Raw genomic sequence first — 22968 nt, forward strand, 5'->3', positions numbered from 1 at the left:
ATCCATAAAAATAACTTAATAATACTAATAATTTTATTATTAGTAACTGGACCCCGTGGTCAAGCCACGGGGTGACACAGAAAAGCACTAGATTCCCGCCTACGCGGGAATGACAATATCACACAGTACCCTCATTATATATAATCCCTTACAATCTTACAAACTGCAAATAAAATTAATTAAAATTCCTTAAATAATTTTAATATTATGTAATCTTAGCCAACCTTTACATTATAAATAGCTATTGTGACAAAAATGTTATAAAAAAATGTTGCTTTCTTTTACATTCGGCATTAACGTATATATTTAGGCTTTGATTAATATTTTTAAGGTAAATTGTAATGTCACAACTCGATGTTTTAATAGTAGACGATGAAGAGAGTATACGAAATCTCATTGCTGCAAATTTGAAAGATGAAGGTTTTAATCCTAAGGTTGCCGCTAATAGTACTCAAGCTCTTAAAATACTTTCCGAAAAACCCGTCTCTGCAGTTATACTTGATATTTGGCTTCAAGGAAGTGAAATTGACGGGCTTGGGATTTTAGAGATAATTAAAAAACGCTATCCTTTAATGCCGGTAATAATTATTAGCGGTCACGGTACTATAGAAACAGCAGTAAATGCTATAAAAATGGGTGCTTACGATTATATAGAAAAACCTTTTAATAATGATAAATTAGTTATTTTACTTAAAAGAGCTTGCGAAGTAACAAAGTTAAAACGTGAAAATATAGATTTAAAATCAAAAGTTATAGATAAAACTGAATTAGTAGGCGGATGTTCGGTAACTTTAAAATATAAAATGGAAATAGAAAAGGCAGCTAGCTCTAGCAGTCGTATAATGATTCACGGTAAAGTCGGTAGCGGTAAAGAACTTGCAGCAAGGTTAATTCATAAACAATCTAAAAGGGTTAATAATCCGTTCATTATTTTCAGCCCTACCTGTATGACTACAGAAAAAATTAATCAAGAATTATTCGGCGAATCGGAAAAGCAGGAAAATAATACTAAACGCCCTACTATCTTAGAATTTGCCAATAACGGTACTTTATATATAGATGAGGTCAGTAATATTCCTATTCCTATCCAGGTAAAATTATTAAAATTCCTTAAAGATCAAACTATTACAAAGCCTTGTGGAAAAAATATTAAAGTTGATATAAAAATTATCACTGGTACTTCTAAAAATATTCAAGATGAAGTTAATAACGGCAAATTCCTAGAAGATCTATATTATCGCCTTAATGTATCCTCTCTAAAAGTACCTTCATTATATGAGAGAAAAGAAGATATACCACTACTCGTTAAATATTTTGTTAAGCAGCTTTCAAAATTTTCAGGTTTAAAAGAACGTAACTTTGCTGATGAAACTATCGCTGCTCTTCAATCCTATGAATGGTCGGGTAATATTAGACAATTACGTAATGTAGTTGAATGGACTTTAATTATGAATCCATTAACTACAGGTAATAATGAAATTATCAAACCTTATATGATACCTTCCGAAATATTAGCAAATAGTGCTAATCTCACAAAACTTGAAGATAGTTTTGATATGTTATCTATGCCGCTTAGAGAAGCTAGAGAAGTTTTCGAGCGTCAATATCTATCAGCACAAATGAGTCGTTTTAATAATAATATTTCAAAAACATCTTCATTTGTCGGTATGGAAAGATCGGCTTTGCATCGTAAATTAAAATTATTAAGCTTACATATACCTCCTACAAATAGAATAAATGAAGAAGAATATGAGGAAACAAATGCTTAAAGTCATATCAATAATTACTATTTATTTGTTATTAAGCAGCTGCTCCGAATCTACTCGTGATGCGAATGGATTACTTACGGATAGCCAAAGCACGGTAATTCGGAATTATATAATATCGCAAAATTCTAAAAACCTTAAAGTGAACCTTAAAGAGAAGTTCGGTTCAAATTTAAAAGGAGTCAAATTAATAGGAGTAAAGCTAATAAATGAAGATTTATCAGGAATAGATTTAACTTCCTGCGAAATATTACGTGCTGATTTTGCAGGTAGTAATTTAGAAAAAGCTATACTTACAAATGCTATAATTCAAGAAAGTAATTTTGCAGATTCGGTAATAAAAAATATTTCCGGGTATAATTCTGACTTTCAAGGTTCAATTTTTAACAATATAACATTACAAAATACAAATTTTGTTCAATCAAATTTTAGCGATACTGCTTTTAATAAAACTACTATAATAAATGTCAACTTTGAAAATTCTAAATTTAGTCATGTATTATGGAGCAATAACACTATCGACGGTGTTAATTTTCAAAAAACTAACCTAAAGAATAATAGCTTTAAAAATACTAATATAACAAATTCAATATTTTACGGTACGGATTTAGAAAAAAGTGTAATAAATAATACCAATTTTACTAATAATTATTTTGAATCTAGCGACCTAAGTCAAACTAAATTAACAGCAATAATAATTAAGGATTCTAACTTCACACAAAGTATTTTTAATGAAGTAAACTTTAATAACGTACAAAGTAATAACTCTTTCTTTTCATACGCTTCCTTTCAAGATTCAACATTACAGAATATTAGCCTTACTAAATGTGATTTACAAAATAGTACAATTAGTAGTTCAGTTTTAAATCATTTTAAAATCGATAATGCTATATTAAATAATATGAGTCTAAACGATAACAAATTTAATAATTTATCAATAAAAAATAGTAATGCTAATTTTGTAAGGATTAATAAAACTAAAGGCTCAAATATTACTTTAGATAATATAAACTATACTAATAATATTTTTAGCAATAATGATTTTAAACAATTTATAGTGATTAATACTGACTTAAACAGCAGTGAAATAATAAACTCAAATATAACTAACGGACAATTTAATAATGTAAATTTTTCTAAATCTTTAATACAAAACGTAAATTTTTCAGATGTTAAAATTACTTTAGGTAATTTAAACCAAGTAGCTCTAATAAATTCTAATCTAACAAATACTACGGTTATTAACTCCGTCCTTTCTAATTCACAAATAAATAATATTAACTACCAAGCATATTCCGGTTTTATTAATACTAATGTTTCTAATAATATTATTTTAAATAGCGATAATTCGAGCAAAATTCCACCAAATAATATAGTAATAAGTTCGGTAAAAGATTTGCAAAAAATAACTAACTTAACAAATATAAATTTAACAAAACTTGACTTAAGTAGTTTAGTATTTAATGGAACAGATTTTTCAAATAGTATCTTTAAAAATGCTAATTTAACAAATACGGTAATAAAAAATTCTATTTTAAAAGAGGCTAATTTTTCTGCAGCAATACTTACTAAAACAGATTTTTCAAACTCAATATTAACAGATAGCATATTTAAATCAGCTAAAATTGATCAGGCGGGCTTTAGTAACTCTGACCTAACAAATGCCGATTTTACCGAAGCAACAATTAAAGATACTTCATTTGATAAGGCTAAGACAAACGGAATGAAAGGAGTGGAATAATTTTTGTTCTATGTCATTCCCGCGTGGATAAAAAAACTTATTCTATGTCATTCCTGCTTTCGCAGGAATCCAGAAAAAAGTATAAATACAGCAAATTTTTTGAAATTAAAAGCTGAGGTTATCTCGCTTTATGCTGGATTCCCGCCTACGCGGGAATGACATAAAACGAGCCATGCAACAACACCGCAAATGCTCGCAATGACGGGGTGGTATCCATGCAGCAACCGCCCCGCTTATGCAGGAATGACACAGACTTTACCTTTGGTGGCTCTTCAAAGATTTTCCTTTATTATTAGGAGTATTAGACGGTGTAAATGAATTATTATTCATGAAAGCAGTAGGACTTTGCTTCTTCATCCTATTAATAATTCGTTGTTGTTTAAGATTATTTATCTTTTGTCTTCCGGCTATCCTTATAGATTTAGTAATTTTGGCAGTTTCTACAAATATTTCCTGAGGAGTTTGTAGCTGATCAATTTGTTCATAATGTTTTTTAAGAAACTCTTCTTTTATCTTTGGTTTTACTCCTTTCAAATCAACATATGTTTTATATAACTTCTTTAATTTTATTTTAGATTCTTTTATTTGTTGTTTGGAAGATTTTTGAGGAAGTGATTTAATCGAATTAACAAAACTACTGCCTATTTCTTTTATAATATTAACTGCAGGCGAAGCTATTTTCTTTATTCCTTCATAAATTTTACCGAGTCCTCTAGCAATAACATCTAATATTTTAGGCTCATATTCTTTAGATATAGGAGGTGTATCCCTAATAATATCTCTAGCTTCAGTTAGATTATTAGCTAAATTAAATAATGCTTTTTTTTCCTCTAAATCAGTAGATCGATTAGCATATGAACTAGCTATATCTGCCTGAGCATCTATAGTATCGGTAATTATTGATTTAGTATCATTAAAAGAAAGATCTGTAGATGTCTTTTTTCGTGTTACAGGACTATCTTCTCTTAATTTATCTAGCCTATCACGTATTTCTTGGTCTTTTTGAGCATTGAGAGCTTTACTTTTTTGTTCTAATTTAACCTCGGATTGTATCTTCTCAACTAGCTTATCTACCTCATCATCGGATTCATAACCAGAGTCATAACCGGATTTTTTTGTGGGGGTATAAGGTCTATCTTGGAGCTTTGCAAATCTTTCTTCTAATTCTTCAAGTGTTGGAGGAGTGCCTTTAAGTTTTGCTAATCTTTCTTCTAATTCTTTTATTATCTGATCGTCCTGCTTTTTCTTAGACATATATACCTCTGTAATAATTCCTAGGTTTTGTGAAAGAAAATTAATAAGATTTTTGCAATAATAGTTATTCCTATTTCAAAAAAAGCTTATGATTTACAGCAAAAAATAGATTAATTTAATTTTCCGCACGCAAAGCCTAGTTATTAATAACACAAATTACTAACTAAAATAAAGTATTTTTTGATATGAGCAAGGTATAATTCTACTTTATCAAGTATTTTTAAAGGGTAAGGCAATTCAGCTAATTCTGTACGTGCCTTATTTTTCCATATGACTTTAAACATTTTTCTTTTTTAACCATTCCCTAACTTCGTCACTAGTATAAGTTTTAAAATCAGGAGCGTTAATTCTTTGTAATTAAATTAATAACACACCAAAACACATAGTAGGTATACGAAGCTCAATTTGGAAAAGAGGAATCGGTTTTGAAGCTTTTAACCGCAGCATACATACAAGTAACGTGAGGATTAAAAGCAAAAAACAACGTAGCCAATTTTTCAAATTCAGCGAGTATACTTATCCAGCACGTCTGACATGATTTTACGAGCTACGGGGGCGGCGGCTTTACTACCCCCTCCTCCATGGTCAACAAAAACGGTAACGGAGTAACGAGGATCGTGATAAGGAGCGAAGCCTAAGAACAAGGCATGATTACGCCTCTCCCAGGCAATAGAGTCACGGCTTAAATCGTCTTTAGCATTTAGTTTGCCTTGTACTTGGGAAGTACCGGTTTTACCGGCAAGCTGCCTATTTTCACCTAAAATTCTATTATAATACGCCGTACCTCCCGCAACATTAACGGTATTATACAAACTTTCTTGTATAATTTTGATATTTTCAGGCTTAATATTGACATTATAAAATTCCGGATCATTTTTTAATATTCTAGGCGTATATAGTTTACCGTTACTTGCAATAGCCGTAATAAATCTTGCAAGCTGCATCGGCGTTACTCCTAAAAATCCTTGCCCGATTGCTAAATTAAAACTATCCCCTATTAACCAAGGAAGTTTTAATTTTTTCTTTTTCCACTCTTTTGACGGTACAAATCCGCTACTTTCAGGAGCTAAATCAATACCGGTCTTTGAGCCGAGACCAAATTCTCTTGCGACTTCAAGAATTTTATCCGGACCTACTATTCTGGCTAACTCATACATATAAATATTGCAGGAATGCTTTAAAGCAGACATCATATCTACCGTCCCGTGTCCGCTATGATTCCAACATCTAAAGCTATTAGTACCAAGAGCAGAGCTACCGTCGCAAAAAACGGTTTTATTAGGATTAATACCTACTTCAAGGGCTGCAAGTACGGTAATTATTTTAAAAACCGAACCTGGGGGATACGAGCTTTGTATTACCTTATTAATTAAAGGCTTATAAGGATCGCTCATTAAACTTTGCCAATAATTTTCCGATAATTTACTGAAATTATTTGATTCAAAACCCGGTGTGGAAGCACAAATTAGTATGTTTCCAGTTCTAGTATCCATAACTATTGCCGAAGAACCTTTAGGATTTAAATATTGCTGGATATTTTGCTGAAGAGAAGCATCGATATTTAAATACATATCTTCACCCGATTTAGTAGGGGTTCCTGCTATTTCTCTTACCTGCTTACCGTAAGCGTTTACTTCAACTTTTTTATAACCGAATTCTCCTCGTAATTTATTATCGTAATATTTTTCGATACCGGATTTACCAATATTAAAATCACTTAAGCTATGTATATTTAACTCTTGCTTCTCTTGTTCATTTATTTGACCTAGATAACCGATTAAATGAGAAGTAGTGCTTGAAAAAGGATAAAACCTTAAATATCCTATATCGATAAATATTGAAGCCAGTTTATGCTTTTGTTCTTCAATCATTGATACTTGCTGCCAATCAAGCTGATCAAGTATTATTAAAGGAGTGTGGCGACTAGATTTTTTAATTTTTTGCTTAATATAATTATATTTTTCCGGAGATAAATTTAGAATATTACTAATTATTTCTAATTCATCCCGATAATTATTATTAATGCTCCTATCTATTACTAGCTGATAACATGGTTTATTAGTAGCTAAAATATTGCCGTCTAAATCGTAAATTCTTCCTCTAGTCGGCGGAAGTACAACGAAATTAATACGATTCTTATCCGATAAAGTCTTATATTCTTCACTTTTAATAAGCTGTAAATAAAACATTCTTATTCCAAGCAGTGATAAAAATCCGAGTTTACCTAATCCGATTATAAAGGCCCTTCGTGAAATTAACTCACCATGTAGTATTTTTTTATTTAGCATACTTTTTAAAGTAATTCATAGGAGAGTCAATTATAAGACGAACTATATTATAAGAAAATATAGTTGTTAAAAATTGAAAGAAAATTATTAAATATCCGTCTACTTCTAGCTTCTTGATTGTTATTAGTAAATATTTAAAATTCAATATAAATAAGCAATAAATACAAAAAACAACAAAATTTATCAAATAGTTTTTAGCTATAAAAAATTTTGAAGAGAGTTTATATATTATATATGCTGACAAAAAAACTAACGAATTTGTACCGATAGGCATACCGCTTACTTGATCTATAAATAAACCGAGAAAAAATATACTAAAAATATTTAAGGAATATAACGACATAAAATAATAAATAAATATAATTTCCATCGCGGGAAAAATTCTGCTTTGAATATTTATTTTATAACTCACTAACGGAAATAATATTATAAAAAAACATAGCAAAGCAAACAGCAATTTTAATATTATTTGTAAGCTATTTTTATATATTTCCTGTTTTATCTTTAACATGAATAATTTTTTATTATGTGTTTTGTACTGTGTTATACTACAATTAGTTGTCATTCCCTACCCTTATTGTCATTCCCGCGGAAGCGGGAATCCAGTACTTTAAAACTTTTTTAAAAGCTCGATTTATCTCGCTTTACCCTGGATTTCCGCTTCCGCGGGAATGACATAAACGAGCCATGCAACAAAGCTGGTAAAGCCACGGGATGACACCTGTATACAAAATATAAATTAATTTTCCATTTTGTACAGTTTTAAAAAATGAATATGGACTCTATAATAACTCACAACAACTAGGATTATATCTTTTATCATCACCGCTAAGCTCTAATTCTTGTTGTTCATCAGAAATTGTGGTGGAGAAAAATTGCTGTTTTGATATAATATTATTTCTTGTTATCGTAGGATCAAAAGACTTAAGCCGTGGGATAGGTATACTAGGTTTATCTGTTATATTTTTATTTTTTGACATAAAAACCTCCTTTTTAGCTTATATACTCGTCATTGCGAGGGAAATTAGGCTTTGTTGTACAGACCGTTTTATGTCATTCCCGCGAAAGCGGGAATCCAGTAAAACCTATAAAAAACTTGTTTTTTTAGATTTATTTTTAAAATAAATAACTTCTATATCGATATTTAAATTTATTTTTCTGGATTCCCGCTTTTGCGGGAATGACATCAGTATCCACGCAACAATGCCTCCTCGCAATTACAAAATCTATAGTTATTAAATAATATTTTTAATTTTCAACTTTCTTCTTCACTTTGTTCTATCGGCTCTAAACCATATAAAGATATCATACGCTCAAAAACTCTACCGGCAGTAGGGGCAGCCGTCCAGCTTGCCGTTGCAAAGCCAAAGCTTTCTTTAGTCGGTTTCGGCTCATCAAATCTAATAAAAATAACATATTGCGGGTTAGATGCAGGTAGCACTCCTAAAAACGATGAAGCTCTACTATTTTTTAGATATTTCTTTTTCCCCCCTGCACCTTGGGAAAGCTTTTCTGCCGTACCGGTCTTACCGCCGATAAGATAGCCTTTGACCTCTGCTCTTTTACCGTTACCTTCTCTTACTACCGATCTAAATAATTTCTTCATTTGGGTAGAGGTGTTTTCACTAAAAACTTTTGTACCTATTACTTTTTCATCCTTTCTTTTTAATAAAGTAAGATCATATAAAGTACCGCCGTTAACAACCGGTAACATTGCTCTAACAAAATGCAAAGGGCTAATCGAAATGCCGTAGCCGTACGACATAGTAACACTAGTTAACTCATTCCATCTTTTCTCGGAAGGAAATAACGGAGTACCTCGTTCAGGTAATTCTATTTGTAACTGATCTAATAGACCTAATTTCTTTAAGTATTTTTTAAAATTGCTTTTACCGATTTCAAGCATAATTTGACTTGTGCCAATATTTGAAGAATATAGAAAAATCTCAGGCACACTATGCCACCCTTGCCTTGGTGTATAATCCTTAAGCTGGAATCCTCCTACTTTCATATAGCTTATATCATAAGCATCATTCATATTTATTGCACCGGTATCAAAACCGACTGCCATAGTTAATGCCTTAAACACCGAACCCATTTCATAAATGCCAAGACTTGCTATATTAAATAGCTCTTCCGGTTTGGCTAAACTCGGATGATGAGGATCGAAATCAGGCTTATTTACTAATGCTAAAATCTCACCATTATTTGGATTGGCAATAATGCCTACTGCTCCTATGGCCTTAAATTGCTTTAAAGTTTTATCAATCTCTTCACTTAAAATACTTTGTAATCTGATATCAATAGATAATTGAAGTGGTTCTTTCCGATTCTTTGGTTCGTTTAATTCATAATCAGAATTAGTTAAATATTTATCGTAAGCGAGTTCTAAACCACTAAGCCCTACCGAATCTCTACCTACATAACCGACAACATGCGACAATAAATTAGAAAAAGTATAAATTCGTTTCTGCTCTTCTTCAAATTCAAAACCAAGTAACCCAAGGCTAGTTATTTTTTCCTGCTGACTAGGTAATAAATCTCTTTTTACCCATATAAAGCTTTTATTTGACTTAAGTTCCGCAAGTAATTTAGCTTTATTAATATCAGGTAGAATTTCTGCTAGCTTTTTTACGGAAGTTTCAGGATCGAGAACTATTTGTGGATTAGCGAATAATGACGCAGAAGGTAGGTTAACTGCTAATAAATTACCGTTTCGGTCAACTATTTCTTTTCTAAATTGATGATTTTTTTTAAAGGAATTAATATTTTTATCGTAAACATTCGTAGCAACGATTATCAATCTGTAAGATAAAATGCAAAAAAGAAAAGAAAAGCCACAAATAACCATTAATAATCGGATTTTTGTATTTTTACTACAAACATTCCAAATTATCAAACTTTTAATTGCTGGTTTCCATTTTTCTAAAATTTGTTTCATAAAATAAGTTGTCATTCCGCGACTTGATCGCGGAATCTATGTATAAATATTAATTTTTTGGATACCGCGATCAAGTCGCGGTATGACAATCACTTCACTCTACTCGAAACAGTTTGTATATACTTATTATTCGTAATTCTTTTGTAACGCCATTTACTACTCTTTAAAATACTAATATTATGATTAAATTTAATATTTTGATCGATATTTGGTCCTAACGGATCTTTTATCATTTGATAAGATTTAACTGTTTCTAATTTTAAATAAGCTGCCGCAAGTTTTTCCAATCTAGCAGGCAAAAGTAGATAAGCTTGCTCTGCTTTTAAAATATGAATATTATTATTCTCACTATTTATCTGTTTTACAACGCTACTTAATTGATAATCAAGGGTTGAGACTTGCTCTTTTATGCTAAACAAACTACATATTGCTATAATTGTTATCAATAATGTTAAATAGTGAAACTTTCTTATAGTCATAACTAAATTACTCTTGTATTTCCTATAATACTTAGACAATTTTTTAAAAGCATTCGATATCATGCCCGCCTGGATCAATTTCGCCTCTGTCATCCCGTGGCTTGACCACGGGATCTAAAAATAATAAATTAGATACCGCGATCAAGTCGCGGTATGACAAAGAACTGGATTCCCGCCTTCGCGGAAAGGCTTTGTTGCATGGATACCCAAATCGTCATTGCGAGGAGCGAAGCGACGTGGCAATCCAGAAAAATAATAAAAAAATTCTGTAAATCAGAATTTTTTTTCTTCCTTGCTTCATCAAAACTTACAGTTTTTCCTCGCAATGACGACATTCAGTATCCACGCAACAATGCCTCGCGGGAATAACATAAATCAAGCCATGCAACAATGACATAGGCTATAGTATCTTTTTTGCGGCTCGAAGTTTTGCCGACCTTGCTCTAATATTTATCCCTACTTCTTTATCTGACGGTGCTAGAGCTTTATTAGTAATAATCTTAAGCCATTTATCCGGATCAATTGCTATATCTTCTTTAGCATATTTTGACCTTGCTACCGGCTTTTCTGAATTTTCTTTAAAGAAATTCTTAACTATCCTGTCTTCTAAAGAGTGAAAAGACACCACAACTAAACGTCCGTCTTTCTTTAATATATTCTGCACATTTTCTAAAAATCTTTCTAACTCTCTAAGCTCATCGTTTATATAAATCCTAATAGCTTGAAAGGTTTTAGTAGCAGGATCAATTTTGCCTTTTCTAAATCCTATACTACTTCTAACAATCTCGGCTAACTTACCGGTACTATCAATTCTCGCCGTTTTTCTATATTCTACAATTCTCTTAGCAATTCTTCGTGAAAAGCTCTCATCACCGTATTTATAAATTACATCGGCTAGCTCTTTTTCTTCTGCCGTATTTACAAACTCCTCGGCACTAAGCCCCTGTCCACTCATACGCATATCAAGCGGTCCATCATGTAAAAACGAAAATCCTCTATCTGCTATATCTAACTGCATTGATGAAACGCCTAAATCCAGCACTACTCCATCAAATTTTTTTTCCTTAAGCTTTGCAAAACTATCCGCAAAATTCGTTTCTATAAAATCAAATCTCTCACCGTAATTTTGCTTAATTTCCTCGGCTCTTTTAATCACATTCGGATCACGGTCCAAAGCTGTGATATAACAGTCATAGCTTTCTAATATTGCTTTGCTATATCCTCCTGCTCCGAACGTACAATCTAAATAAAACTCACCATCTTTTGGAGCTAAATTTGCCAGCATTTCATTTAGCATTACCGGTATATGTGGCTGCTGCATCAATTTGCATTCCTTAGAGTTAACCGCTTTTCATGAGCAATTTTTTGAGCGGAACTTAAATATTTCTCAAAATTTTGCGGCTGCCAAATCTCAAAAATCACCCCTTTACCTACAAAACATGCTTGCTCCTCAATCCCTGCATGCTTCATTAAAGATTGCGGCAATATAACTCTTCCCTCCCCATCAAACGAAAGCTGCACGGCTTCCCCGAATATCATAGTCTCAAAGGCATCACGTTCCTCGGAATAAGGATCAAGAGTTTCAATCATCTGTCTTAATTTCTCAATATGCGAAATACCGCACGCCTCTATACAATTATTCCTAATTGACGGATAAGCGATTACACCGTTAAATAATTCTTTCCCTAGTACCGCACGGTAATTCGCCGGCACTGACACCCTACTCTTTTTATCAACACCATTTACATACTTAGATAAAAATACATTCATTGGTATAATTTGGGTTAATTTGGGATTTTATGGTAATTTATAGGATATTATAGGAATATCAAGGAGTCAAGGATTTTTAACAAGCAGGGGTTAAATTATTAAGATGGCATCCCGTGGCTTGACCACGGGATCCAATCTTTTATTTTCCTCTATATCTCCTGAATAAATCGGTCTTGTTGCGTAGCTCTTATGTCATTCCCGCGAAAGCGGGAATCTAGAAAAAAATTATAAATACAGTAAATTTTTTAAATTAAAAGCTCGATTTATCTCGCTTTATTATGGATTCCCGCCTACGCGGGAATGACATCAAGCCACACAACAAAGCTTAGCCCGATGATTTTATGGATTTTTTGTAAGTGATTCTTACTTTACAAATTCATATTATTTAATATATTTACTTAAGGTAAATAATTATAATAATTTTATGGCTAAAGATAGAAACATAGAAACGAACGCAGCCCTAACAACAGGACATTCTTTCGATGCTGCAAATATGATATCCGAATGTTGGCTTATTAGAGTAGATGTAGCTATACTCTAACCCCTACTTCTCTTTCCAATTCCAAACACGACCTTGAATTAACCGGTGAAGTATATGAAGAAGCTTCTTAGCATTTAAAATCTTGACATATACTTTGAATCGGACTAGACTAAGTTAGTTTAAATCAGTTAAAAAGTTTAAAATGCAAATAGTTAACATTCATAATGCAAAAACTCATTTATCCGAATTAATAAAATTAGCTGCAAACGGCGAAGAAATAATTATATGTAAATCAGGCAAGCCTACCGTTAAACTTGTCCAATATAATCCTAAGAAGCAACGGCGTAAACCCGGATATTGGGAAGGTAAAGTTGTTGTAAAAGAGGATTTTGATGACCTACCCGATGATTTTATGGATTTTTTTAAGTAACTGTCTCAGATGAAATATTTATTAGATACACATATTTTATTGCAGTGGCTAAATAATGATAAAACTCTGCCGTATAAAATAGCAGAAATTATAGCTAATCCCGATAATATAATTTTCGTAAGCAGTGTAAACACATGGGAGATTACTATTAAAAAATCTTTAGGAAAACTAGAAGCTCCAAATGATCTAGAAAAAGCCATTGAGGCTAATGAATTTCAAAAATTACCGATTTCTATAGCACATAGCACTTATATTGCAAATTTACCTTTATATCATAAGGACCCATTTGATAGACTATTGATAGCCCAAGCAATAGTAGAAGGTTTAACCCTATTAACTTGCGATACTTACATATCTAAATATTTCGTACATACAATTAAAGCTTAATATATAAAAAAATATTGATTTATTAATTTTTATTAATGATTACTATTTTGAACATAAATAAAGGTTAATCATGCCACAATTTGAATGTATCACTACTCCGCTCAGGTCACTCGGAAGTTATCAACCTAACTTCCTTTGCTTATTTGTTTAATATTGGCAACAAGCTATTTACTTCCGTCCCCTATCATGCATTTATGAAAGATAATACTACTAATACCCTTATAGATTTTGAAGAATGTGAAGACAACGCAAATTATAGAATTTATAACTGGGCAAGAATTTTAATGAGAAAATGTCAGGAAGAAGCTAAACATACTATTAACTCTATAATAAAAGATTCAAATATACCGGCTTTTATAGGTTTTAATACTACTGAAGATTGTATTATTGATGCTAACTTTGAAGCTAATTTAAGAAACTTTACTTCATATGCTTTAGGACCAACAATACATACCGCCGGATTTATGATGTTCGATAAAGAAGAGTCAAACATGCCGTCCGGTAATTCTTCAATTACTTCAACATTTTTATCATTTACTAAAGACGGAGTATTAACAATTTGTTGTGTAATTTTTGCTATATTAGCTATTTTAAAAATCCAAGAATATTGTAAAAATAGTAAAAAAACTTTAGACCAAGATAATGATAACACTTATATGCCAATGGAGCTATTAAGTAAAAAAGAAATAAGTTTATAGAGCATCAAGATAATATATATCAATATAATCCTGATAAAGATATTTATGAAAAATATAGTACTACCATTTTAGGTTCTGCATCTGAAGTTTAAATTAATTATAGTATATTAAAAAATAATAACCTATAGTGAATGTCATTTAAAAACTAAACCTAATTTATGCTTAAAATACCTATAGATAATGTTATCGTATTCATATACCTAATATCTATTCTACTTATTGGTATATATTACCGAGCTAAACATAGTAGTTTTAAGAACTATGCAAATGTTGAAAGTAAAGCGAAAAATAGTAAGCTGTTATTAATAGCTACAATATTTGCAAGTTCTGTCGGAGGTGCTACCACTTTCGGCATTATGGAAAAGGTTTTTTTAGGACACGAATATTATGCTTATGCTTTGATGCTTACAATACCTATAGATATATTAATTGCGATCTATATAGTGCATTTAATTGCCAAACATTACGGAGCTGAAAGCATCGGCGATATCCTGAGTACATATTACGGTAACATCGGTCGTTTTACCGGCGGTGTTAGCTCAGTCATTGTTTCAGTAGGGTTTTTGGCTGCTCAAATAAGCGTAAGCGGCTATATTTTTCAATATATCTTAGAAATAAATTATGTAAATGGGGTAATTTTAAGTTATAGTATAGTACTTATATATACTACAATCGGCGGCTTACAATCTATTGTTTTTACTAATTTACTACAATTTTTGGCAATGATAATCGCTATACCGACCATAACTTTTATCAGTTTAAATAAAATCGGTTTTGTAGATTTTATTAATAACCTACCTACGGAAAATGCAAATTTTGATCAGAGCAACCTACTTTCTTATACGATTGCAGCAGCTTTAAGCTTTAGCGTCATGAATCTATATCCTACATTTATTCAAAGAGCTTTAATTAATAAAAATCCTACGCAAACAACTAAAGCAATATATGCAAAATCCGCTATATATTTTTTCTTCTTGATTTGCATTACTTTAAACGGTTTAATTGCTTATAAGCTTTATCCAAACCAACCGTCAAATTTAGTATTACCTTATTTAATCAACCAAATTATTCCGCCTTTAATTCAAGGGGTAGTAATGAGCGGACTCTTAGCTGCCGTTATGTCTACTGCCGATTCTGATTTAAACGTTACTTCTATAGCTCTCGTTAAGGACATAATTAACCCTATACTTAAAGTAAAAAATCAGCAAAAATTATTATTAATTGCCCGAATTATTAACATTATAATAGGGAGTTTTGCAATAATTGTAGCTTTAAGATTTAGTAATGTAATTGACTTAGTAGTGTTCTTTACCGGCTTTTGGGGACCGATAATATTAGTGCCGTTAATAACAACGCTTTTCGGCATTAGAACATCTAAAACCGTAATGGTTTTATCATCACTTGGCGGAGCAACTGCTTTTTTAACGTGGGAATATTATTCTTTATCGTTGCAATATTTCAACCTTAGAGGGGTGTTTATAGGAACAATGGTAAGTCTGATGATATTTATTTTAGGACGGTATTATTATGGCTTGATGTCATTCCTGCGAAAGCAGGAATCCAGTAACCGCTAATGTCATCCCGCGGCTTGATCGCGGGTTCCAGTTAAAAATACTAAATTATTAGTATTTTTAGTTTTTTATGGATACCGTGGTCAAGCCACGGTATGACACCGAACACGTTTTTCGGTTCACGCAGGAAGACATTGTTGCGTGGACCGGTAAATGTTCTTTATGTCATTCCCGCGTAGGCGGGAATCCAGCATAAAGCGAGATAAATCGAGCTTTTAATTTCAAAAATTTGCTGTATTTATACTTTTTTCTGGATTCCCGCCTACGCGGGAATGACATTAATACTATACCTAGTTCCCTTAAGATCTCCGGTTTTAATAAATGCTTGCATTTCTACTAATTCTTGGAGATCTCTTGTAGCGGTAGCTTTAGAGATTTTAGTAATAGTTATATAGTTTTTAGCACTTAAACCACCTTTAAAACCTTCCACTCCTTCCTCAAAAATTCTTTTAACTACTTTTTCTTGCCTTGCGTTTAATATATTTTTGAATTTATCGTAAAACTTTGTTTTATTTATTAAAAACTCTATATTACGTAAAGTATAATCTTGAGCTTTAATTATTGTTTCAACAAAATATAATATCCAGTCCGTAATTTCTAAACTTTTATTATTATTTTCTAAAGCATTATAATATAATTTCTTTTCCTCATTTATTACATGCGATAAGGCTATTAATATAGGTTGCCCTATATTTTGACACAGCATTTTTATAGTAATAACTCTACCTATTCTTCCGTTACCGTCTTCAAACGGATGTATAGACTCAAAATAAAGATGAGCTATAGCAGCTTTCGTCAAAGGAGGAATATCGTTAGTATCATTACACCATTTTATGAACTTATCCATTTCTTGCCGTACAATATTAGACGGAGGGGCTTCAAAATGAACGGTAGGTTCATGATATTTACCTGAAACCACTTGCATAGGCTCTAAGTGAGTGCGATATTTTCCTATAGCACCCAAATCTCTTCTACCGTTAGTTAACATTTCATGCCATTGACACAAACAATCATGACTTAAGGGCTGCTCATACGAATAATACATATCGGCAAGCAATTCAGAAATTCCGGTTTCTGCAGGGGAAGCTTTTCTATTATCCGTTGCTATATTAAAGTAACGCTTAATAGAATATTGTACGCTAGCTCTGTTTAAATATTCACCCTCAATTTCAGAACTATTTAAAGCTTCATCACTTGCAAGCATAACAATCAAATTATTTTGATCTGCTTCTGAAAGATATTTAGTTGCCCCTAAAAGAATACCACTATTTTTAACAAAATTTTTCTCTAAATCTAATATATGTTTCTGATCATATTTAAAGTTAGGCCAATCTTTATGCTGCCAATACCATATCATGAGTTATAAAATTAGTTTTTTTTGTGCAAAGCATTAAAAATCATATCGGCAAGTGACTTGTTAATACCGTTTACTTTAGTAAGCTCATCTATTGTTGCATCACATACTGCTTTATAAGAACCGAAATAGTGCAGCAATGCTTTTTTACGAGTTTCACCTATACCCTCTATATCATCAAGGCTTGATAATTTTATGGCACGCGATCTACCGAGTCTATGATTCTTTATGGCGAAATTATGTGCCTCATCCCGCAAAATTTGTAAATATTTCATAGTCGGCAAATTTTTATCCAGAGTAAATACTTCTTTACCTGTCATATGGAACTGCTCAAGACCGGCATTTCTATCTACTCCTTTTGACATACAAACAAAAGGAATATTCATCTCAAATTTATCCATTACCTCTTTAACTAGCCTTAAATGCCCTTTGCCACCGTCTATAATCATCAAGCTTGGCAATTTATGCGGCTCATTCTTAAGTCTAGTTAATCTTCGTGTTAAAACTTGCCGGAGCATTTCATAATCGTCACCTTTAGTCATGTCATACCGTGGCTTGTCCACGGTATCCAAAAAACAACTAGCATCATCATTATTTATTGATTTACTGGATCCTATGGTCAAGCCACAGGATGACAATGTAGCAGCAGTAGATGACAATGAGAAAACCCGATATTCCTTTTTATCAAAACCGGCTTTACCGGCAACTACCATAACACCAACCGCAAATTTACCTTGAATATGGCTATTATCATAAATCTCAATTCTTTCAGGAATTTCAGAAAGACCAAATAGCTCTTTGATTTTAAGCATAATCTCTTGATTTTTTGCAAATTTCTTCAAATATTGCTCTAGAGAGAATAAAGCATTTATTGTGGCATTCTGAACTAGCTTGGCTTTACCTCCACTAATAGGTATTATAATATTGAGTTTAGTAATATTATTGATTTTTTTAATCGCCTCTATCACATTCTCTTTATCATTAATTTCATGATTAATTATAATTTCCGCAGGCACTTGTTGTTTTTGATAAAATTGTAATAAAAAATATTCTAATACTTCTTCTTTAGTACTATTTTCGGTAGAAGTAGGAAAATAAGGAATATTACCGCATGCTTGCCCTGCCCTATATAAAAACACTTCTACGCAATAATGTCCGTTCTTTTCTACAATAGCGATTATATCTGCGTCTTTAACAATATATGAAACACCTGCCTTAAGCTGCACATAACTAAGTGCCTTAATACGGTCTCTAATTTCTGCCGCCTCTTCAAAACGCATCTGACTACTTAGCTCTTCCATCTTTTTAGATAAGTTCTCTTGGAGTTCTTTAGTACGACCTTGTAAAAAATCTTTAACCTGAGCTACTAAGTCCCTATAGTCCTCCTTATTTATTTTACCGACGCAAGGAGCATAACAACGTTTAATCTCATATTGCAGACAAGGACGAGTACGTGAATTAAAGTAATTATCCGTGCAGGAACGTAATTTAAAGATTTTTTGCAATTCCGTTAAAGTAGTATTAACTTCCGTGGCGGAAGCAAAAGGACCAAAAAATTTTCCGTCATTTAGAGTTTTACCTCGATATTTTAGCAATTGCGGGAAATCATGATCTAAACGTAACTTGATGAAAGGAAAAGACTTGTCGTCCTTAAGAAGAATATTAAATTTCGGCTGAAATTTTTTGATTAGCTGGGCTTCTAAAAGTAGTGCCTCAACTTCGGAATTAGTAATGCTATACTCTAAAAAACAAGTATTTGCAATCATCCTAAGCGTCTTATTATCTAAATCGCTTTTAATGTAATTAGTAAGACGTTTCTTTAAATTTTTAGCTTTACCGACATAGATTACCTGCTTGTTAACGTCAAACATCCGATAAACCCCGCAGCGTTCAGGAGCATCTGTAAGTTTAGATTTAATTAACTCACTTCCGGTAATTTCTAGGGTCATATGTTTTGTGCATTTGTCATCCCGTGGGTTTTACTGGTCCACGCAATAATACCTTTAGTAGCTTAGCTTATGATGTTTTTCCTAATTTCCTGTTTTATTATACGGATTGTCATTTGCTACTTTAACATTCACTATTTTTCGTGTATTGTCATCAAAGTAAAAAGTTATTTTAAACTCATCTCCTGCGTTTAAATCTACTTTCGGGTCATAAAGCATAACATGCATGCCACCGGGCTTAAAATCAACGTTAATATTACCGGCAATTGAAAATGGATAATCGACTTTTACCATTTTACTAACTCCTTGATCATTAATTGTTTGATGAATTTCTATTCCGCTTATCTTATCTGAAGATATATTCACTAAATTATAACTCTTACTTCTACTATTTATTAATGTAAAATACATAGCAGAATTGCTAACTTTACCTTGCACATTTGTTGTAGGTCTTGCCCAAGGCTGTGCAAAGTTAACGGCTGCCTCTGCAGGTAATAGATCATCGGGCTGATCAGAAGAAGAATTTGTAGAATTAGGATTTTGAGCTGTTTGGTCATCAGCATAGCTTACTGCACAAATTAAAGTTATAAAACCTACTAATAAAGTTTTTAACATAATAATACCTTTGCTAAATTAAAATTGAATATACATCTAATAAATGAAGAGTTGGTAGACGAAGTTTAATTTGGAAAAGAGCAAGGCATCTAGAAGCTGATAAACGCAGCGTACATACTAGTACGTGAGGATTATCAGCAAAAGATAACGTAGCCAATTTTTCAAATTAAACGAGTATACTAGCATAAGTTATTTTTTTTTGCAAAATATTCTTACGTACCTCTTCAGGAAATTTCTCTATTGCATAACGAACTGCGGTTCTTGGCATTTGTGATATATAACGATCCAAAAAATCTATTAACTGTTTTTCATCTTTTTTTCCTGCTTCACGCAGCATCCAACCTACTGCTTTATGCATTAAATCATGTTTATCGTTTAAGAGTAATTTTGCTATTTCAAAAGTTGTATCTAATTGATTATTTTTGATAAAATACCAAGTAGAGACTATAGCTATTCGTCTCTCCCAAAGAATTTCCGATTTTGTTAATGTAAAAAGATAGTCCTTTTCTTTATCCCATAAATAAGCCCCAATTATATGATGAGCCGAAGCATCCACTAAATTCCAATTATTTACGTATTTTATATTGTTTAAATAAAAATTATAAAAAAGCTCTTTATCTTGTGCTTTCTGATATTGCATAATTAAAATAGCTAACGCTAAAAATCTTTCTTCATTAAATTCTGAAGTAATAAGTCGGCTTAAATCCCCCACATCTAAATTATAATAACTTTTAGCTATTTTACGTAAAATTGGCATGGTAACCCCAATAAATTGGTCATGCTCTCCATACTCCCCTTCCTTAGTTTTAAAAAACAGCGTTCTACGTTCCAAAGGAATAGTAGCATTCTCAAGTAAAATATTTCTAATTTGTTGTAAATTTTCTTTCATGTTCAATAAGCCATTTTTTACGATGTAATCCTCCGCTATATCCTCCAAGTTCGCCATTGCTATTAATAATACGATGGCAAGGAACAATTATTGCTAACTGATTCATGCCGTTAGCATTTGCAACAGCTCTATAAGAAGTAGGTTTGCCCAAAGCTTTAGCCTGATTTAAATAACTTCGTGTTTTACCGTAAGGTATATTAATTAATTCTTGCCAAACCATTTTTTGAAATGGGCTTCCTAAAAGATATATAGGTGTATTAAATTTTTGTAAAGTACCATTAAAGTACAATTTAAGCTCCTCTTCAATCATTAAAATCGGTTTAGTACTTCCAGGAATAATAGCAGATTTCGTCTTAATTCTTAGCCTTTCAATTTCCAGCTCTAAACCTCTTCTATCAACAAATTCTAATAAGTAAAGTAGCTTTTCATCACTAATTGCAATCATAGCCCCAAGTGTAGTATCTAACCAAGCAGCTTTTAAAATATTTAAATGCTTATTAAGTTTTGTCGGCGGTCCGCCCATTATTTTAGAGAAAGCATCTCGAAAACCGCTACTTGACTCATAACCCATATCGATTTGTGTATTAATTACTGATTCACCCATGCGAATTTGCTTCATTGCAATACCCATACGCCTTGCTCTTGCATATTCTACAAACGTCATACCAAAATGTTTTTTAAATTGGCGACGTGCTGTAGAAGCATCTACTGATAGCTCATCAAAATCACTATCTTTCCACCTCTTAGCAGGCTCAAGCTCAACAGCGTCAACAAGAGTGCGAACTAAATCTGAAGCTTCGTAAGGACGAGAAAGAGGCTTGCAACGCTGACAAGGTCTATATGAAGCATGCAAAGCTTCCTTAGCAGTTTTATAAAATTCACAATTTTCAAATTTAGGCTTTCGTGCAGGGCAAGTCGGTCTACAAAATACTCCTGTGGTTTTAACCGCTACAAAAAAGATATTTTCATATCTGTCATCTTTATTAATTAATGCCTGATAATATTCTTGCCTTTGAATCTCATTAATTTGAAGCTCATTAAACATATTAATTTATCCTATAATATAAATTTATAATTATATTATACGAACTTCTTAAAACCACTGTAATCGAAATCCAGGCATTGATTTTTTATTTAATAATTCTGTCTCTCATGCTCAATAAGCCATTTTTTACGATCTAGCCCTGAGCCGTAACATCCAAGCTCGCCGTTATTATTGATGATGCGGTGACAGGGAATAATTATAGCAAATTTATTTGCTCCGTTAGCATTTGCAACGGCTCTATAAGATCTTTCTCTACCTATTAATTTAGCTTGAGTAAAGTAACTTCTTGTTTCACCGTAAGGTACATTCATTAGCTCTTGCCATACTAATTTTTGAAATTCGCTTCCTAAAAGATATATAGGAGTATTAAATTTTTGCAAAGTACCGTTAAAGTACAATTTTAACTCCTCTTCAATTGATAGAATAGGTTTAGTGCGATCTTCAGTAATAGCTGATTTTACGTTAATTTTAAGTCTTTTAATTTTATGCTCTAATCCTTTACTTTCAGCAAAATCGAGTAAATAAAGCCTCTCTTCATCACTAATTACAAGCATTGAACCCAGAGGCGTATCAAGCCAAGCGGATTTTAAACTCATTTGTTAACCTAAATATAATTTCTTAGTATATAATATTGATTTTTTTATTTAACAATTTTAATATTTTAATACAACAATTTATAGGTAATTATTATGAAAAAAGCTCATGTTTTTAAATATTCTCAGGTAATTAAAACGGATAGAATAGCAACTATAACTCAATTTAGCCAACACTCTTCTATAGAACCCAAAAATGTTGGAACTATAGCTATAAATGAAGAAAGAGACGGCGGGATAATAGACTAGTATAAAACCGGTAAAATCACTACCGAAGAATTTCGTATAGAAATGAATGAATTAATTGAAGAAGCAGGCGGTAAACCTATTACAAATCTTGAAACATTTGATAAATGCTGGAATGCTATGTGCATAGTAGAACCTGAAAAACTAGCAGAGCTATATAATTTACAACAGACGCATAAATTTCATATCCGTATTGTAGGCGGTACAAACGAATTACAGCATAATTATATTCAGCAAGAAATACAAAAAGCCTCGATTAACCCTGATATTTCTTATACACTTTCATATGAACTTGGTACATTAGATAAGAAAAAATTAGAACATTATACAGAAAATGTTTTAAAAGCACAAAATTATGAGCCGGTATGGCACACTGCTAATCAAAATGATTATGACCAAAACGCTTTAGAAATATTGGGAAAACATTACGATAATACGACTACAGATATTATATAAATATTGATGCCTTAAAAA

24 protein-coding genes and 1 pseudogene are annotated in these 22968 nt (G+C 32.0%); 10 read left to right on the top strand and 15 right to left on the bottom strand.

All coding sequences use genetic code 11. The features are described 5' to 3' along the window. The first annotated feature begins 341 nt into the window (after positions 1 to 341). Genes AC5587_RS05490 through AC5587_RS05500 form a run of 3 tightly spaced genes read left to right on the top strand, consistent with a single transcriptional unit; the run spans position 342 to position 3666 of the window. On the top strand, positions 342 to 1769 hold the full coding sequence (locus tag AC5587_RS05490; RefSeq protein WP_499162078.1) for a sigma-54-dependent transcriptional regulator: 1428 nt from the start codon (positions 342 to 344) through the stop codon (positions 1767 to 1769). Next, positions 1762 to 3507: a pentapeptide repeat-containing protein gene (locus AC5587_RS05495; protein ID WP_499162080.1), complete on the top strand. Its 1746-nt coding sequence runs from the start codon at positions 1762 to 1764 to the stop codon at positions 3505 to 3507. Before AC5587_RS05490 ends, AC5587_RS05495 begins: the two co-directional genes overlap by 8 nt. A 3-nt stretch (positions 3508 to 3510) precedes the next feature. Next, complete coding sequence (locus tag AC5587_RS05500) at positions 3511 to 3666, top strand: hypothetical protein (RefSeq protein WP_499162082.1); 156 nt, start codon at positions 3511 to 3513, stop codon at positions 3664 to 3666. Between the two features lie 96 nt (positions 3667 to 3762). Here AC5587_RS05500 and AC5587_RS05505 read toward each other — a convergent pair whose 3' ends face one another. The 6 genes from AC5587_RS05505 to ftsL form a co-directional block, all read right to left on the bottom strand. Continuing rightward, the gene (locus AC5587_RS05505; protein WP_499162083.1) at positions 3763 to 4761 is read right to left on the bottom strand and encodes a hypothetical protein; all 999 of its coding nucleotides are present in this window, start codon (positions 4759 to 4761) and stop codon (positions 3763 to 3765) included. Between the two features lie 503 nt (positions 4762 to 5264). Then, on the bottom strand, positions 5265 to 7049 hold the full coding sequence (gene mrdA, locus AC5587_RS05510; protein ID WP_499162084.1) for a penicillin-binding protein 2: 1785 nt from the start codon (positions 7047 to 7049) through the stop codon (positions 5265 to 5267). Continuing rightward, positions 7039 to 7560, bottom strand: a complete 522-nt coding sequence (locus AC5587_RS05515; protein WP_499163004.1) for a hypothetical protein — start codon at positions 7558 to 7560, stop codon at positions 7039 to 7041. Before AC5587_RS05515 ends, mrdA begins: the two co-directional genes overlap by 11 nt. A 271-nt stretch (positions 7561 to 7831) precedes the next feature. Continuing rightward, a complete protein-coding gene (locus tag AC5587_RS05520; RefSeq protein WP_410527490.1) occupies positions 7832 to 8029 on the bottom strand; it encodes a hypothetical protein in 198 nt (65 codons plus the stop codon). Positions 8030 to 8304: 275 nt separating this feature from the next. After that, positions 8305 to 9990: a peptidoglycan D,D-transpeptidase FtsI family protein gene (locus AC5587_RS05525; protein ID WP_499162086.1), complete on the bottom strand. Its 1686-nt coding sequence runs from the start codon at positions 9988 to 9990 to the stop codon at positions 8305 to 8307. A gap of 89 nt (positions 9991 to 10079) precedes the next feature. Then, entirely contained in the window at positions 10080 to 10469 is a 390-nt protein-coding gene (gene ftsL, locus AC5587_RS05530) for a cell division protein FtsL (protein ID WP_499162088.1), read from the bottom strand. A gap of 101 nt (positions 10470 to 10570) precedes the next feature. Between ftsL and AC5587_RS05535 the strand changes: the two genes are divergently transcribed. Next, the gene (locus tag AC5587_RS05535; protein ID WP_499162089.1) at positions 10571 to 10741 is read left to right on the top strand and encodes a hypothetical protein; all 171 of its coding nucleotides are present in this window, start codon (positions 10571 to 10573) and stop codon (positions 10739 to 10741) included. 128 nt (positions 10742 to 10869) lie between these two features. Here AC5587_RS05535 and rsmH read toward each other — a convergent pair whose 3' ends face one another. Together rsmH and mraZ are read right to left on the bottom strand one after the other, a co-directional pair. After that, a complete protein-coding gene (gene rsmH, locus AC5587_RS05540; protein ID WP_499162090.1) occupies positions 10870 to 11790 on the bottom strand; it encodes a 16S rRNA (cytosine(1402)-N(4))-methyltransferase RsmH in 921 nt (306 codons plus the stop codon). Continuing rightward, positions 11790 to 12239 carry a division/cell wall cluster transcriptional repressor MraZ gene (gene mraZ, locus AC5587_RS05545; protein ID WP_410527496.1) on the bottom strand — a complete coding sequence of 150 codons (450 nt, stop codon included), beginning with the start codon at positions 12237 to 12239 and terminating at the stop codon, positions 11790 to 11792. The genes rsmH and mraZ overlap by 1 nt, the downstream gene beginning before the upstream one ends. Before the next feature lie 683 nt (positions 12240 to 12922). Between mraZ and AC5587_RS05550 the strand changes: the two genes are divergently transcribed. From AC5587_RS05550 to AC5587_RS05565, 4 genes are all read left to right on the top strand, one after another. Further along, a complete protein-coding gene (locus AC5587_RS05550; protein ID WP_045813176.1) occupies positions 12923 to 13150 on the top strand; it encodes a type II toxin-antitoxin system Phd/YefM family antitoxin in 228 nt (75 codons plus the stop codon). Positions 13151 to 13159: 9 nt separating this feature from the next. Continuing rightward, positions 13160 to 13537, top strand: coding sequence for a type II toxin-antitoxin system VapC family toxin (locus AC5587_RS05555; RefSeq protein ID WP_499162091.1), 378 nt, complete (start codon positions 13160 to 13162; stop codon positions 13535 to 13537). Positions 13538 to 13731: 194 nt separating this feature from the next. After that, the gene (locus AC5587_RS05560; RefSeq protein ID WP_499162092.1) at positions 13732 to 14235 is read left to right on the top strand and encodes a hypothetical protein; all 504 of its coding nucleotides are present in this window, start codon (positions 13732 to 13734) and stop codon (positions 14233 to 14235) included. A gap of 158 nt (positions 14236 to 14393) precedes the next feature. Next, positions 14394 to 15809, top strand: a complete 1416-nt coding sequence (locus AC5587_RS05565; protein ID WP_499162093.1) for a sodium:solute symporter family protein — start codon at positions 14394 to 14396, stop codon at positions 15807 to 15809. 259 nt (positions 15810 to 16068) lie between these two features. Here the strand turns inward: AC5587_RS05565 and AC5587_RS05570 are convergent, their stop codons facing one another. The 7 genes and pseudogenes from AC5587_RS05570 to AC5587_RS05600 form a co-directional block, all read right to left on the bottom strand. Further along, complete coding sequence (locus tag AC5587_RS05570) at positions 16069 to 17163, bottom strand: Fic family protein (protein ID WP_499162094.1); 1095 nt, start codon at positions 17161 to 17163, stop codon at positions 16069 to 16071. An 11-nt stretch (positions 17164 to 17174) separates the two neighbouring features. Then, positions 17175 to 19109, bottom strand: coding sequence for an excinuclease ABC subunit UvrC (gene uvrC, locus AC5587_RS05575; RefSeq protein WP_499162095.1), 1935 nt, complete (start codon positions 19107 to 19109; stop codon positions 17175 to 17177). An 81-nt stretch (positions 19110 to 19190) separates the two neighbouring features. Continuing rightward, positions 19191 to 19721 (bottom strand): copper chaperone PCu(A)C, encoded by a 531-nt coding sequence (locus tag AC5587_RS05580; RefSeq protein WP_410527941.1) that lies wholly within the window; start codon positions 19719 to 19721, stop codon positions 19191 to 19193. 166 nt (positions 19722 to 19887) lie between these two features. Further along, positions 19888 to 20610, bottom strand: coding sequence for a DNA alkylation repair protein (locus tag AC5587_RS05585; RefSeq protein WP_499162096.1), 723 nt, complete (start codon positions 20608 to 20610; stop codon positions 19888 to 19890). After that, the gene (locus AC5587_RS05590) at positions 20585 to 21133 is read right to left on the bottom strand and encodes a methylated-DNA--[protein]-cysteine S-methyltransferase (protein WP_499163005.1); all 549 of its coding nucleotides are present in this window, start codon (positions 21131 to 21133) and stop codon (positions 20585 to 20587) included. Before AC5587_RS05590 ends, AC5587_RS05585 begins: the two co-directional genes overlap by 26 nt. A gap of 30 nt (positions 21134 to 21163) precedes the next feature. After that, positions 21164 to 21655, bottom strand: a pseudogene (locus AC5587_RS05595) (bifunctional transcriptional activator/DNA repair enzyme AdaA); the annotation flags it as partial. An 89-nt stretch (positions 21656 to 21744) separates the two neighbouring features. Continuing rightward, positions 21745 to 22251, bottom strand: coding sequence for a methylated-DNA--[protein]-cysteine S-methyltransferase (locus AC5587_RS05600; protein WP_499162097.1), 507 nt, complete (start codon positions 22249 to 22251; stop codon positions 21745 to 21747). 93 nt (positions 22252 to 22344) lie between these two features. Here AC5587_RS05600 and AC5587_RS05605 point away from each other — a divergent pair, with 93 nt between their 5' ends. Beyond that, on the top strand, positions 22345 to 22497 hold the full coding sequence (locus AC5587_RS05605) for a hypothetical protein (protein ID WP_499162098.1): 153 nt from the start codon (positions 22345 to 22347) through the stop codon (positions 22495 to 22497). A 42-nt stretch (positions 22498 to 22539) separates the two neighbouring features. Continuing rightward, positions 22540 to 22950, top strand: a complete 411-nt coding sequence (locus AC5587_RS05610; protein ID WP_499162099.1) for a hypothetical protein — start codon at positions 22540 to 22542, stop codon at positions 22948 to 22950. Positions 22951 to 22968 lie beyond the last annotated feature (18 nt).

The sequence above is a fragment of the Rickettsia endosymbiont of Hedychridium roseum genome (assembly GCF_964028255.1).
GTDB lineage: Bacteria > Pseudomonadota > Alphaproteobacteria > Rickettsiales > Rickettsiaceae > Rickettsia > Rickettsia asembonensis.

What these genes read in the sequence shown, in the direction of transcription:
- AC5587_RS05490 (WP_499162078.1), top strand. Translation starts at nt 342, where the DNA reads ATGTCACAACTCGATGTTTTAATAGTAGACGATGAAGAGAGTATACGA.
- AC5587_RS05495 (WP_499162080.1), top strand. Translation starts at nt 1,762, where the DNA reads ATGCTTAAAGTCATATCAATAATTACTATTTATTTGTTATTAAGCAGC.
- AC5587_RS05505 (WP_499162083.1), bottom strand. Translation starts at nt 4,761, where the DNA reads ATGTCTAAGAAAAAGCAGGACGATCAGATAATAAAAGAATTAGAAGAA.
- mrdA (WP_499162084.1), bottom strand. Translation starts at nt 7,049, where the DNA reads ATGCTAAATAAAAAAATACTACATGGTGAGTTAATTTCACGAAGGGCC.
- AC5587_RS05515 (WP_499163004.1), bottom strand. Translation starts at nt 7,560, where the DNA reads ATGTTAAAGATAAAACAGGAAATATATAAAAATAGCTTACAAATAATA.
- AC5587_RS05520 (WP_410527490.1), bottom strand. Translation starts at nt 8,029, where the DNA reads ATGTCAAAAAATAAAAATATAACAGATAAACCTAGTATACCTATCCCA.
- AC5587_RS05525 (WP_499162086.1), bottom strand. Translation starts at nt 9,990, where the DNA reads ATGAAACAAATTTTAGAAAAATGGAAACCAGCAATTAAAAGTTTGATA.
- ftsL (WP_499162088.1), bottom strand. Translation starts at nt 10,469, where the DNA reads ATGACTATAAGAAAGTTTCACTATTTAACATTATTGATAACAATTATA.
- rsmH (WP_499162090.1), bottom strand. Translation starts at nt 11,790, where the DNA reads ATGCAGCAGCCACATATACCGGTAATGCTAAATGAAATGCTGGCAAAT.
- mraZ (WP_410527496.1), bottom strand. Translation starts at nt 12,239, where the DNA reads ATGAATGTATTTTTATCTAAGTATGTAAATGGTGTTGATAAAAAGAGT.
- AC5587_RS05550 (WP_045813176.1), top strand. Translation starts at nt 12,923, where the DNA reads ATGCAAATAGTTAACATTCATAATGCAAAAACTCATTTATCCGAATTA.
- AC5587_RS05555 (WP_499162091.1), top strand. Translation starts at nt 13,160, where the DNA reads ATGAAATATTTATTAGATACACATATTTTATTGCAGTGGCTAAATAAT.
- AC5587_RS05560 (WP_499162092.1), top strand. Translation starts at nt 13,732, where the DNA reads ATGAAAGATAATACTACTAATACCCTTATAGATTTTGAAGAATGTGAA.
- AC5587_RS05565 (WP_499162093.1), top strand. Translation starts at nt 14,394, where the DNA reads ATGCTTAAAATACCTATAGATAATGTTATCGTATTCATATACCTAATA.
- AC5587_RS05570 (WP_499162094.1), bottom strand. Translation starts at nt 17,163, where the DNA reads ATGATATGGTATTGGCAGCATAAAGATTGGCCTAACTTTAAATATGAT.
- uvrC (WP_499162095.1), bottom strand. Translation starts at nt 19,109, where the DNA reads ATGACCCTAGAAATTACCGGAAGTGAGTTAATTAAATCTAAACTTACA.
- AC5587_RS05580 (WP_410527941.1), bottom strand. Translation starts at nt 19,721, where the DNA reads ATGTTAAAAACTTTATTAGTAGGTTTTATAACTTTAATTTGTGCAGTA.
- AC5587_RS05585 (WP_499162096.1), bottom strand. Translation starts at nt 20,610, where the DNA reads ATGAAAGAAAATTTACAACAAATTAGAAATATTTTACTTGAGAATGCT.
- AC5587_RS05590 (WP_499163005.1), bottom strand. Translation starts at nt 21,133, where the DNA reads ATGGGCGGACCGCCGACAAAACTTAATAAGCATTTAAATATTTTAAAA.
- AC5587_RS05600 (WP_499162097.1), bottom strand. Translation starts at nt 22,251, where the DNA reads ATGAGTTTAAAATCCGCTTGGCTTGATACGCCTCTGGGTTCAATGCTT.
- AC5587_RS05605 (WP_499162098.1), top strand. Translation starts at nt 22,345, where the DNA reads ATGAAAAAAGCTCATGTTTTTAAATATTCTCAGGTAATTAAAACGGAT.
- AC5587_RS05610 (WP_499162099.1), top strand. Translation starts at nt 22,540, where the DNA reads ATGAATGAATTAATTGAAGAAGCAGGCGGTAAACCTATTACAAATCTT.